Here is an 11786-nt window from a genome sequence, read left to right as displayed (position 1 = left end):
TCGCCGAGCATTCACTCAGCTTCTCGGGCCAAAACACCGATTGCGAAACAGTCCCTCTGCTGTCGCTTCAGGACATGATCAGTGTGCGGAAAATGATGCTCGAGGTTGTCGGCGTCAGAAGCGGTTACGCGAGTTATGCGGGTTACCCGGCGTACGGTTTCGTGCCTGAATACATTCCGTTTGCCGAGCGCGACGGATATTTACTTGTGACGGATATGTGGGGAGCAGTTGGGGCGAGGTGTTGAAGTACGACAAGGTCAGCGCGGACGAGGACCCCACGAAGTGGACCAGTCTCACGTATGTGTTCGACGAGCTTATTGCGGCGATCGCCAACGGGAGCGAGTTCGACGGTTGGACCGCCGACGTCATAGACGGAGAGCTGACTTGGGGTTTAGAGGGTGGACCGTGAGATCGGTTGTTGGTGTGGTTGTTTCGTTCATCGCCACAGTCTCGATAGGTGCTTGCAACAGATGAAAGGAGTCCTCGTTGCGACTGCGGAAAGGTGCTCGGCGGATGTGTCTCGGCGTTGTCGCTGCCGCGGTGGCGTTCGGATCGGGCGCTTGTAGTAGCAGTGACGAAGCGAAATCTGTCTCTGTCGATGGTTCGGAGATGGAGGACGCGTTGACCGATCGTGGGTTCACTGTTCCGGATTCGTTTACGTTCACCGAGGGCTATGAGGTTAAGGGGTTTGTGGGAACGGCGTCGTATGGGGCGAAATACGAGGGCGCAGGGCCTTTTGATCGCGCTGCGGCTGAGATCGAGGAACCGAATCCGAAATTTCCCGCTCTGCAACCGCTAGCCTGCGCGGATCCTGTCCTCACCAGTCCGAAGCTGGCAGGATTCTCCTGCACCGATCAGATGTCGAAGACTGGGTATCCGGGAACCGATGGGGGTTTGGACACTGTGACGGTGATCTTGACCAAAGATGGGTCGGGTACGCACTTGTACGTTCGTGCGGAGGGGCATTAGAACGACTGCATTGCTGTTCGTTGAGTGATGTCCAGATGGGCCCTTCACCGTCCGGTGAGGGGCCTTTTCGGGTTTCTGTGGGGGTCCGTTCGGTTATTGGTGGTGGTTGAGGTCTGGGAGGGGTCTGGGCCATTCGACGTGATGAACGGTATTGCATGGCTGCTCGGCTTATGGTGCGTGGGTGATGACATTCGGGGGAGGGACGCGGTGGCGTCGGTCGGTGTTGCTCGGTGTGGGGTTGGTGTTGGGGGCGGTCTTCGTATGAGCTGTGTGCAGCCGATTCCGCTGTGGGGTTGGAGAGTGGGTCGAGGGTGTGGTTGCCGGTTGTCGGACCCTCGTGTGCGTATGCGCCGTCCGAGGACGTGCGCGAGGGGCGGGTGGTGTTCGACGGTGCGGCGTCGGCGTTCGCTGTCGCCGGGTGGGTGCTGATCGGTGCGGCGTTCTATTCGCGGCGGCGACAACCACCGCCTGAACCCGAGTGGTCGATGCCGGTTGATCGGGGGTAGCGGCATGTTCTCCTCGCAGTGGGCCAGGTGGGTGCTTCGTGTCGTTTTGGGGGTGGTGTGTGTTCTCACACTGGTTACCTGCGCCATCGTGCTGTTCTCTGATCGGTTTGTGCCGTCGTGGCTTCCGTGGGTGGAGACCGTTGTGATTGTGGGGTTGATGGCGGTGTTGGCGTATGGGGAGCGGCGGGTTTCACGTTCACGTTGAGCGGGCAATGGTGCCGGGTGGTGCGAGCGAAATTCTGTGGCGTTGACCTGCGGTGATGACACGTCCCCGGGGTGGTTGTTGGGGCGCCGGCGGTTTAGGTTCCGGCGGGGTGTTCGGGTTCGGTGGTGTGGGGGAGCGGTGGCGCATCGGGCGGGGTGTTGCGAGGACCGTTTTCAAGGTGTTTTGAATCATGTTGTGTATCAGTATATTTCGGCATTCTCGACTGTTTCGACACCGTACTGCCGGACCTCTACGCAGACGCCGGATTCGTTCCCGTGGCGCGACTGGCATGGAACGACGACTACGCACCCGACGGCTGGGACTATGACCGCTTCGCCAGATTCAACGGTGGCCGACCCGACGTCGTTTTCATGGCATACGACCCCGATCACGTGGGCGGGACATACGAGCGCGGGTCTGGCGAGCACGTCGACGACTACGACATCGGCACCGCGCGAGCACAGAACTACCGAGCCGAGAAGTCAACGGCACCAAACATCTAGGGGGACCGACCAATGAACGACGGCATCAGCACTCTGGCCAATGACACGAGCACCGTGGTCAACGAGCATCTCTCGGAATGGACCGCATCGGACTGGATCGGCGAAATCGCCGTCCTCGCCGTCGGAGGGGTCATCGGAGCTGTCGCAATCTTCGCGTTTCGCCTCATGCTGTGGGAGCGCAGCGACGGCGAGGCCGCCCCGCGACCGTGGTTCGCTGGAGCGATCACCATGTGGTTGTAGTCGACCTGGCTGCTGATCGACACCATCGGAGACCTTGCTCGTCACAGCCCGAGTCGAACCTTCGCTGCATGGTTCACTTTTGTCGCGCCGATCCTGATCATCGCCCTCTTCGTCTTCGCATCCAGACGTGTCGACCACCTCAGAGATCAAGTCGGCTACGCCCCGAGCCGATTCATGCTCGTCTGGGCGATCCCTTCCGTGGTGGTGTTCCTCATCGGTGTGGTCACACACTTCAACGAAATCACCCACCGAGGCGAATGGAAAAGCCTTCTACTGCAGATGATCTGGCTCGGCGGACTTATCATCCTCGCAGTGGCCGCCCTACTCAAGGTCCGTGAAGTCAGAGCCTCGCGGTAGCCGACCCGGCAGCGTGGATTCACAGAGGAGTCGACAGTGGCAGCGGTGCACGACTCGCCACCTACAACGTTACGTTGTGAAGTGGTCATATATAGTCCGCCGGAGGGAGCGCTGAAATGTCTTACACCACAATCGAATTCGCTCGTACCGGCTACGCCGCATCCGTCAATGGTGATGACCACGAGGAATTTCTCGCGGCAAAATCCGCGCTGATCAAGCTTTTGGCCAGGCGCGCTCTGACTACGGATGAGATCGCCTACCTCTAGACCACCCGAAGGGAAGGCCCCCACTGTGACGGTAGGGGCCTTCTCGTGCCAGCCGTCTAGAGGGGCCACTGATGACTCAGAAGCCAGTGAAGGATCTCGGAGAGGCCGCTGGCGGTCTGGTAGATCGCGACGCAGCCACGCAATGTGCGCCAGATTCGTTGCATCCTGCGCTGGGAAGGCTGCCGTGAAGGAGTGGATGCGTGTGGACCGTGCTGATCGTTCGTCATGGACTTCTTTCTGTTAGCTGTTTTTCTCTCTCAAAAGAGAGGAGGTTCAGCTCCAGGGGTTCTGTGACAGTTCGAAGCACACCAATTTTTTGAAATGCGACGCACCGGCGCCCTGAACTGGGTGGATGACATTTGGCGTCGAAATTTCAACGTCCGTGGCGCGCATGGATGCATGCAGCGATGCGCGCATAGTTGCGCGTAAAACGATCGAACATGAGGGAGGGCGTGCAGCTCTTGGGGAAAGGGCAATCACGCCCTTACTGCCAGCATTGTCGCGCTGATTAGGTGGAAAACCGTGACACGTTTCCGGCCGCCGGTCATGACCACAGTCATATCGACGCCACGCCCGTCTGCTCGCGCTGATTCTCTCTGCGAGTTGTAGTGCCGTGGTTGCGAGCTGTGCGGGTCTCCAATTCGCCGGCTACTGAGGTCGTGATGCGAGAAGTGATCGACGGCGTAGACGTACCAGGTAGACACTGAGCGGGATGACCGGGACAGAACGCGATCCGACTCCTCTGCCGCGGATTCATGACTCTCGAGGCACTGCAGGCATGTGTAAGGTATGCCGGAAGGCTCCCTTTTTCGGTCAACCGAAAAACTGGTCCTTCACAGCTTCGGCCACCACACGCGCGATGACCTGGGGGACCAGAAGCCGCACCCAAACTCCGAAGCGTGTCCGGAAGCGCCGTGGGGTCGATTCGGGGAGATCTGAGGGCAGCGTGCTCATGTGCACTCCTTCGGTAGCAGTTCTTGCTTCGCTTGGGCCCTGTCGGCCATCAGGCGTTACTGCCACTCTTGCGTGAAAAACCGATGAAGGACACCGTCGGTTCTACGGTCAATGTCACAAACTGCGGGCAGCGATCCGAGAGTGCGAGATTCAGGACTCCGTCAACGGAAATGACGTCCCGAAGGCCTGCCGCGAGGTCAGCTCCATCGAACGATGCAGAAGACGCGACGTCTCATGAATGGAGTAGCCGGTGAGCCACGCGAGCGCATCTCTGGATACGCCGGTGGCGATGGCGTCGGCCACCGACACGATCGGCCATGAATAGGCGGCCTGTCTGTAGGAAAAGCGAACGTGCACATTCTGTTCATCGAGGTATTTCTTCGCGGTGTTGAGTGCGTAACTGAGTTTCGCGGGCTCGTGCTTCATCGAGGAGAGTTTGACTCCGAAGTCGCGTACGTGGGATTCGCGATGCGAGTGGAGCTCGGTCAAAAGGTTCCCCACATTTTCGTCGTTGGCAGCTTGAGCATCGGCGACCAGTCGATCTCGAGTCGCTTTGTCGATGAATCCGAACTCGTGTGCGCGATAAGCAGGCACCTGGACCGTTTCATGAATCTCCTCCTGCAGGTAGCCTGGTAAATCGACGAGTCCATCTTCCCTGAGCGAAATATCCACGCGAACAACGGAATTAGGATTCGGTTCAAGTAATTCGCGAAGAAGAATTTCGATCAAGAATCCGGCAGAGTGGTTACTGGACTTCGGGTGGGAACGTGCGGCTGACAGGAACATCTCGATGCCGGGAACCGGTTCAGGCCCATTTGGCGTGGCAACGGTTGGCCAGACGAACCGTTGTCCTTCGGCTCTGAGATCGAACACGCGGGCCGTGGCGACGTGTTCGTCCCATTGCACATCGTTAGGACCTTTTGATAATTCGTGAGGACGCCAACCGGGAGGAATTTTCAGGATCCAGTCAGGCGGCCGGACGGTGCAGGTCACTTCGTGAGATGAGTCAATTGTTGCGCTCTTCAGAAGCCATGGGACGACCTCCTCGCTTATGAGGTTGCGGCGAGCGCGCCACACTGCTCCGGCGCCCCTGCCGTCGAATCTGTGGAGAAGAGTCGACGGGCCAGTGGGAGTGGGAAGTCTGCTTGTGTAGAGCGCCCGGCGAGAGGTGAGCTTCTTTCTCCAATCCGGGTTCAGGAGATCGTGATCGAAGAGTTGCTGTTCGACTGCTGCGGCATCAGGTCCGCTGAGCAGTTCCCGTGCTAACTCTCGGGCGAGGTTGTTGCGCTCGGGGCTATGCCAGGAGACGTTCTGCTCGAACAGTTCGTCAGCGACGAGACTCACTTCGCTGAACTCGTCGGGCGAACGACCTAGCCGGCGTTGTTTATCGCGGGTTTGTTGCTCCTTTCGATAGCGGTCGAAGATCGCGGCCTCCCATTCGCTAAGACTCGACACCACAACGAGTTGCCACAATCCCCGTGCCGCTTCCTGCCTGATCCGTGGACGAATACCGGCAAGGACATCGTCCGAGAAGTCCTTCTGCAGCGAGATCGCAGTCAGGACTGCATCGGTCAATGGGCGCGCCTGATACTGATGATGGCCTCGGAATTGTGATTGTCCAGGGAGGACGAAGCCGAATCTCTTGGCTGCTTCCACCACGTCAGGAGTCAACCGCAATCGCAGTGGCACGCTGGGTTCGGAGCGCCCTCCGCGACCAGGAAGCGGGTACCGCATCACTGTGGCCACATGTGTCTGAACCTCCGAGAGATCGTCCATCTTCTGCAACTTCTTCTGTGCAGTGACGTACTCGGAAAGGACTTGCTGCACGGTCTCATCGCGTGACCGGAACCCCCGTTCGGCCTTTATATCGGCGAGAGCGTCCAGAGCGCACTGCGGAACCCGAACATTCGTCTCCACGGACCGTTTCGTCATGACGAGATTATCGATCAACCCGGAGCAGGGAGGGCAAATTCTGACGGGCCGACGTAACGGGCGGTGTGTTCGGCTCTCTGTGGTAGCCCAGATGTGGAGCGGGACCGGTCGATACCGGGAGGGGACGAAACCCCGTGGTAGACACGGTCCATTCTGACGCGACCTGACAATGCGCGTGTTTTTGAGTTGAGACGTAGAAGACTCGGGCACGGTGCGACCAGCGCCATGTGTGAGACGTTCAGTGCGGGAGCAGCGTTGTACATACTTGTTTCGAACTCTGCCTGAAGGCCCTTATACGGTGTGGTGGTGAGAATTCCGCGGCAGCAGGCTATCTCATGCAGGGTTACCTCTCTGCTCTGGCGTATTGGCTACGTGACGTGGGTGATGGTGTGGAGCACGCCCGTTGATGTAAGTAGGGCAGTGAGTTGCTTGTGGCGTGTCTTGGGGACCACGAGAACGAGCATTTTTCCTGCCCGGCTGGCGCCGACGTAGAACACGCGTCTGAGTTCCGAGTTCGCTTCTTGTTCCCAGTCATCGAGAACGTGTTTGTTTTTCGTTGCTTTCGGGGGGATCGCGTACACGACGCCGTCGAATTCAGCGCCCTTCACGCTGTGCACATGAGCCCAACGAATGGCGTCGAGGTGGATGTCTGGAATCAATCCCTCAGTCTGTGATTCCCAGAACGTCCATACCTTGTCGGGTACGACCAGACGATGCCCCAACCGTGGTGCGAGGTTTATCGGTCGATCGTTGGCGAGTTCCTCCAAATGGGCTCGCACAGCAGCACTACAGGCTTTCTTGTCGGACCAGAATCGAGATGTGGAGACAAGTTTGCTGGCGGTGATGCGGATATGTTCGGGAGCTAGGTCAAGGTGCTTGAGTTGTTGGTCCGAGGTGTCCGCAGTTCCGTCACTCGGCCAGTCGAACTGGTTCAGAATGAATGCCTCTATCCGTTTCACGGAGTTGAGGCGTCCACGGGCGTCGACACCGGAGCGTAGTTCCACAACTGGTACGAGAAGCGACTCCATGTGCGACATGCCGCGGGGAGGTTGTTTGCCGGCACGGATGAGTGCTCGCGCATCAGAGCGGCGGTGTGCGATCACACGTGTCTGGCGTGCCGTTATCCCCTGTTGACGGATCAGTTTCAGTGCGGCGCTTCCGGCTTCGACTCCGGATCCGACCACGACATGAATATGACTAGCGCCGCCCTCGTGGTTGGGGTCGGGTTGAAGTTCGCCGAGACCGACCGTCCGAAGGGCGGAAGTCAGTGAGCAGATTGCTGGTGTCGAGCGGTAGCACGTCGTGAGCGAAGCGATGGCGGTCACCGCAAGGCTGTCCCGGTACTGCTGGTAAATTCCGGTACTGCTTTGCCGGAACTCGTAGATCGCCTGATCGGGGTCGGCCACGGCGACCACGTTGATTCCCGCTGACCGCAGCAGTCCAAGTAGTTGATGCTCGACTCCGTCGCAATCTTGGAACTCGTCGACGATGATCTCGCCGAAACGCCGTTTCAGTCGGCCCAGATAGATTGAGTCTGGCTCCTGGAGTGCGTGCAGCGCGCGGGAGCGGGACTCTGTAGTGTCAAAAATGCAGGAATGATGTAGCCCTGCAATACGTTTGGTTGCTTCCTCATTTACCTGGCTTCTGCGCCACGGGGTGAGGGTATTCCAGAAGTGCTCTTCACTCCGGTTCAATCTCGCCTCGTCCACCGCCCACGCTTCGTCCTCGCGCGCGAAGCACGAGAGCCGTATTCCGCTGCCGCCACTGGATGGACGGACGAGAGCGATGTGATGGGGGAGATCGTCCCACGAACTCATATATCTCGGGGTGATGCCGAAACGTCGACGTATGTCGGGCGTGAGGACATAGCGGTGAAAGTACTGATCGAATGTTCCGATGAAGTTGGGGGCTTCCATGAGGGTGGGGTCGTCCCGGCACCGGGACTTTGCAACATCGACGGCGGCGTTCGTGAAAGAGAGGAGTGCGACACTGCGCCCGTCTAAGGTGCCTTGGCGGAATCGAGCGACCACGGTCCTGGTCTTCCCTGAGCCGGGTCCCGCTTCGATGAGGTGTATCCCCGGAGCCAGCGCGGCGATCTGCTCAGTACTGAGCCCATCCGACTCCGGGCCGAGCCCATCGCCGGTCATTCCGGCCCTCTATCAGCGTTTATGTGCGCAACAGCCTCGATGGCACGGCGTAGATACTTCGGAACAACAAGGGCTCCATCTGTATTCGCATGGATCGATTCGGAGACGAGATGCGCGAAGTCGCCCTTGCTGATATCGAGGTAGAACTCCTCCTTGGCGGACTCTGCACCTATGGCTTGTGCAAAGATCTCAGCTCGTTCAGCCGGTGTTTTGTGCGCGACTGCATCGACGACCTTGTCCCAGTGGTGTTTTGACCCGCTACGGAGTGCAAGGAATGCTTTCTGCAGAATCTCTTCGTTTTCTGACTCCCGGAATATTTCTGCTTCCAAGGTCGTACCTCCGACCTCGACGACGAGGCGTCCGGCCGTGGCGGCGTCTGGGAACAACTCTTCGTAATCCTTCTTGCGGACGTCGCCGGCACCAGTGTGGTCGCGATCGGTGACCACGACCACTCGGTCCACCCGAGGGTGGTCGCCGTCGAGAAGGAGTCGAAGATAAGGGGCGAAGTCGACTCCTTCCACGCTTACGATTGTTGCGCTGGCAAACTGCCGCTCCCTCTGCCGCGCTTCGAGTTCGGTTGCCACAATGTCATCTTTGGGAAGGTCACTAGTTGCGTCCGCGTTTTCCGAACTTTCCTGCGCATTGTCGGCAGGTGTTGGCAACACTTCGAGCATCGCCAAGTTTCTGAAGTGGTAGCTCGCCAAGGAAGGGAGCAGGAGCATTTCCGCTATCCCTTCCACAAGGACGACGTCGCGAGCGAACAAAAGAGCCGCCCGCGTCGCATTCAGGTACCGGTCGATCTTTCGGACGTCAGTCTCCTTGAGGCCCAGTTCGCTCAATGCGGTCGTCTTCGTACTCCAGCCCGCCTCGGCACTGTCGCGAGCGACAACCACAAGTCGGTCGATCGACATTGTGCTCGCCAAAACCGGTGAGTGCGTCGTGACAACGACTTGTACCTTGCCGGCGGGCCTCATCGTTTCCGTACTATCGCCGCTCAGCTTGGCCTGATCATGCAAAAACGCGAGAAGCACCAACTCAAGCTGTGGATGAAGGTGGGCCTCCGGCTCCTCGACGAGAAGAAGAGTCAGGTCACTGTCCTTAGCCTTCGCCAATTGCAAGACGATCATCGAGATATACAGCAGGTTGGCATAACCCAAACCGGTGGAGGCGATATCGCCAATGGGAACACAGTGCTCGGACAACTGGAGGCGCAATAACCTGGCGATCCGACGTAGGTCCGGCTCCCGCTGGTTCAACTCGATGACGTGCTCACGATTCGGCGGTACAGTTCTGCTGAAGTAGCCCTGGATCGAGTCACGAGAAGCTGTTGCGACGTCGTGATCGGCGATCGTACGCAATGCGGTGTTCGCAGTGCTGATGAAGCCGTCTTCTGCGTCTTGGTCCCCGTCGAGTAGCAGCTTGAGCACATCGTGAAGTTGCGACTGATCACCGCCGTCGAGATCTCTCACGGCGTCGCGGAGCGGCGGCAGGTAGACGTGAGAGATTCGTCGCCGGAGCGCGGGTTCAGGATCTTCAGCCAGCGATTCCCCGACAGCCCAACTCAGTACGTTTCTACGTGGCACACCAGGTGAGGTTGCAAAGCTTGCGGTGTAGATCAGGTCGTCGTGACTGTCGACTAGTTCCGCGAGGTAGACAGCCTTCTCGGTTTCCGAGAGGCTGCCGTACCGCGCCGTCAACGAGACGGGATCCCCTGCCACAGATAAGTGGCTCAGATCTTTTTCAACCGAAAACCACGCAGTCTGGCGGCCTGAAGCGGGAAAGGTTGACAGACGGAGTGCGTCGATGATTGCACTCTTACCTGACGCGTTTTCGCCGACGAGAACTGTGAGGTCCGGAGCGAACGTAATTCGCGTATCGCTGCAGGATCTGAAATTCTTGACTGTCAAACTTGCTAGCTGCATATGTGGAAACTTGCGCTATTCATGGGATGCCTCTCCGGCCGCCAGTAGAACTGATGAAGAAATTAAAGGATACAGAAGGCGACTCCCGGGTGAACATTTCCTTGCCGCGACGTAAGCCGTCCTCCCGCCCAGTGGGGAAACTCGGCTCCGGCGGATGCGTCGACTGTGGCTAGGAAATTGGGGGTTGTCTACCGTTTGATCGGTGATTTCTTAGAGGCTTATCGCCACCGGCGGACCGCCGCGTCAAAGGCAATATGAGCTACTGGCACGATCATTCCGAAGTCGCTGACGAAGTCCCCTCCCGCAATCCGTGGCCAGGCGTACGCATGGGCCGTTCCACTTGAGGAGTGCCAGGCCCAAGCCAGCGCTTCCGACAGGATCTCGGGTGAGGGCGCGTTGGGATCATCCCGGGCGACCTGCTGGGCGGTCTCTTCAGCCATGAGTCGGATAGTCGTGGCCTCTCCGTGCCGCGGGGTGGGCTGTAGCGTCCTCGTTCGTTCTGTGATTTCGTTGCGGAATTCTTCGGAAGGAATCATTCCTCGCAGGTGTTTGAAATCGGAGCAAGCATCGAGCGCACGCCGGAGGCTCTGGGCTTCTTGCGCGAGCACGATGTGGGCGTTCCTTTCCCGATCGGAGGGATCTTCGGGACCGAGGATGAATGCGGCGCGGCTGGCACCGAGCAACGCCATCCGCATCATTGATTGCAATGTTACCAAGGTGAACTTGTCGTTTTCCCGGAAGATTGCGGTGATGTGATTCAGGGAGTCTTTCGCAACTTCCAAACCCGCCCTCACCGAATCAAGAATAGGAACAGGCGCTTCGGGTGCCAGCGCGTTGAGTGTCGCCATGTCGCTCGTGGGGGCAGGAGATTCTTGTAGGTGTTCGGCGAGCTTATTGATGACGTCAACGGTCAGCAGCTGCCGATTGAGGTGTTCAGTAGCTTCAGGGCTGTCGAGTCCAAGGCTGTACATTGCTTAAAGCTTCCCTTATCTCCAGTTTCTGAACCAACGAGATTTGAACCGGGTGCCGTTGTCGTTGGGAGAACTTCAGGGTTCGGTGTGTGGGTGGTTTAGTTGCGGCGTTTGCGGGCGGTGCTGAGGACGCCTACGCCGAGACCGATGGTGATCAGCGCCCATCCTGCTGCCTGCCCGAGTGCGAGCAATATTGCGATGCCCCAGACAATGCAGATCAAGGCGGCGAGAGCGAGTACGAGTCGGAAAGTCATAGCGAGGCCGTCCGCGTTTCTGTCGATTCGGTTGTTGGTGTGATCGTAGGGCGTCGGGGTTCGCGTAAGGGCGTCGTCCGTGGTGGGGGATCGGCGCCGGCGTGCGCCTCGATTTGGACTGATTTTGAATAATGTTGTGTATCAATGTATTTCGGTGTTAGGTTGGTGTTAGGTTGGTTTTGCGGGTTGTGCACGTTAGTGTTTTTGTCAACGTCGAATGTTGTTGCAGTGATGAGTGTTTCGGTGTTTCGTGTTTTCGGATTGTTTTGCGGTTTGGTGGGTGTGGGTGTATGATTGGGAGCATGATGTTGACGAGTCGGTGGACGCGAGACGGGGCGCTTTTCGTGACCCTTCCCCTCCTCCTCGGCCTCGTTCGGGTGTCGGGTACCGGTTCAGACGTTGCGATGAATTTTATTGGTGAGAACCAAGATTCGGAATTCAGAGGAGCGAAGCGACTCGATCGACGGCAACGGCACTCGACCCACTGCGAGCCGCGCAGCGGCTCCCTGGCGGGGAGCGAAGCGACTCGCTTCCGTCTCCCGACGCGAAGCGTCGGGAGG

General features: G+C 58.6%; 11 protein-coding genes and 1 pseudogene. 6 read left to right on the top strand and 6 right to left on the bottom strand.

What is annotated here, in order from left to right:
• The 6 genes and pseudogenes from QMA15_RS32155 to QMA15_RS32130 all read left to right on the top strand — a co-directional run.
• Positions 1-245, top strand: a pseudogene (locus QMA15_RS32155) (hypothetical protein); the annotation flags it as partial.
• Positions 239-409: a hypothetical protein gene (locus QMA15_RS32150; RefSeq protein ID WP_290289094.1), complete on the top strand. Its 171-nt coding sequence runs from the start codon at positions 239-241 to the stop codon at positions 407-409. The pseudogene QMA15_RS32155 and the gene QMA15_RS32150, both read left to right, overlap by 7 nt.
• Before the next feature lie 847 nt (positions 410-1256).
• Positions 1257-1475, top strand: coding sequence for a hypothetical protein (locus tag QMA15_RS32145; RefSeq protein WP_290289093.1), 219 nt, complete (start codon positions 1257-1259; stop codon positions 1473-1475).
• 480 nt (positions 1476-1955) lie between these two features.
• The gene (locus QMA15_RS32140) at positions 1956-2183 is read left to right on the top strand and encodes a hypothetical protein (RefSeq protein ID WP_290289090.1); all 228 of its coding nucleotides are present in this window, start codon (positions 1956-1958) and stop codon (positions 2181-2183) included.
• Between the two features lie 12 nt (positions 2184-2195).
• Complete coding sequence (locus QMA15_RS32135) at positions 2196-2423, top strand: hypothetical protein (protein ID WP_290289087.1); 228 nt, start codon at positions 2196-2198, stop codon at positions 2421-2423.
• A 473-nt stretch (positions 2424-2896) separates the two neighbouring features.
• Positions 2897-3046 carry a hypothetical protein gene (locus tag QMA15_RS32130; RefSeq protein WP_290289085.1) on the top strand — a complete coding sequence of 50 codons (150 nt, stop codon included), beginning with the start codon at positions 2897-2899 and terminating at the stop codon, positions 3044-3046.
• 813 nt (positions 3047-3859) lie between these two features.
• Here the strand turns inward: QMA15_RS32130 and QMA15_RS32125 are convergent.
• From QMA15_RS32125 to QMA15_RS32100, 6 genes are all read right to left on the bottom strand, one after another.
• Positions 3860-4000: a hypothetical protein gene (locus tag QMA15_RS32125; RefSeq protein ID WP_290289083.1), complete on the bottom strand. Its 141-nt coding sequence runs from the start codon at positions 3998-4000 to the stop codon at positions 3860-3862.
• 150 nt (positions 4001-4150) lie between these two features.
• Positions 4151-5932 (bottom strand): hypothetical protein, encoded by a 1782-nt coding sequence (locus QMA15_RS32120; RefSeq protein ID WP_290289080.1) that lies wholly within the window; start codon positions 5930-5932, stop codon positions 4151-4153.
• A 368-nt stretch (positions 5933-6300) separates the two neighbouring features.
• Positions 6301-8079, bottom strand: a complete 1779-nt coding sequence (locus QMA15_RS32115) for an ATP-dependent helicase (protein ID WP_290289078.1) — start codon at positions 8077-8079, stop codon at positions 6301-6303.
• Positions 8076-10001: an AAA family ATPase gene (locus tag QMA15_RS32110; RefSeq protein WP_290289076.1), complete on the bottom strand. Its 1926-nt coding sequence runs from the start codon at positions 9999-10001 to the stop codon at positions 8076-8078. The genes QMA15_RS32115 and QMA15_RS32110 overlap by 4 nt, the downstream gene beginning before the upstream one ends.
• 218 nt (positions 10002-10219) lie before the next feature.
• Positions 10220-10972 (bottom strand): hypothetical protein, encoded by a 753-nt coding sequence (locus tag QMA15_RS32105; RefSeq protein ID WP_290289073.1) that lies wholly within the window; start codon positions 10970-10972, stop codon positions 10220-10222.
• 98 nt (positions 10973-11070) lie between these two features.
• The gene (locus tag QMA15_RS32100; protein ID WP_290289070.1) at positions 11071-11226 is read right to left on the bottom strand and encodes a hypothetical protein; all 156 of its coding nucleotides are present in this window, start codon (positions 11224-11226) and stop codon (positions 11071-11073) included.
• Positions 11227-11786 lie beyond the last annotated feature (560 nt).

It is taken from the genome of Rhodococcus sp. APC 3903 (genome assembly GCF_030407755.1).
Taxonomy (GTDB): Bacteria; Actinomycetota; Actinomycetes; order Mycobacteriales; family Mycobacteriaceae; genus Rhodococcus_F; species Rhodococcus_F erythropolis.
The sequence above is the reverse complement of the archived record's forward strand: the minus strand, read 5'-3'. Positions and strand labels throughout refer to the sequence as shown.

Excerpts from the sequence above, each read along its gene's own strand:
- QMA15_RS32110 (WP_290289076.1), bottom strand. The coding sequence starts at position 10,001 with ATGCAGCTAGCAAGTTTGACAGTCAAGAATTTCAGATCCTGCAGCGAT.
- QMA15_RS32125 (WP_290289083.1), bottom strand. The coding sequence starts at position 4,000 with ATGAGCACGCTGCCCTCAGATCTCCCCGAATCGACCCCACGGCGCTTC.
- QMA15_RS32100 (WP_290289070.1), bottom strand. The coding sequence starts at position 11,226 with ATGACTTTCCGACTCGTACTCGCTCTCGCCGCCTTGATCTGCATTGTC.
- QMA15_RS32120 (WP_290289080.1), bottom strand. The coding sequence starts at position 5,932 with ATGACGAAACGGTCCGTGGAGACGAATGTTCGGGTTCCGCAGTGCGCT.
- QMA15_RS32115 (WP_290289078.1), bottom strand. The coding sequence starts at position 8,079 with ATGACCGGCGATGGGCTCGGCCCGGAGTCGGATGGGCTCAGTACTGAG.
- QMA15_RS32135 (WP_290289087.1), top strand. The coding sequence starts at position 2,196 with ATGAACGACGGCATCAGCACTCTGGCCAATGACACGAGCACCGTGGTC.
- QMA15_RS32130 (WP_290289085.1), top strand. The coding sequence starts at position 2,897 with ATGTCTTACACCACAATCGAATTCGCTCGTACCGGCTACGCCGCATCC.
- QMA15_RS32105 (WP_290289073.1), bottom strand. The coding sequence starts at position 10,972 with ATGTACAGCCTTGGACTCGACAGCCCTGAAGCTACTGAACACCTCAAT.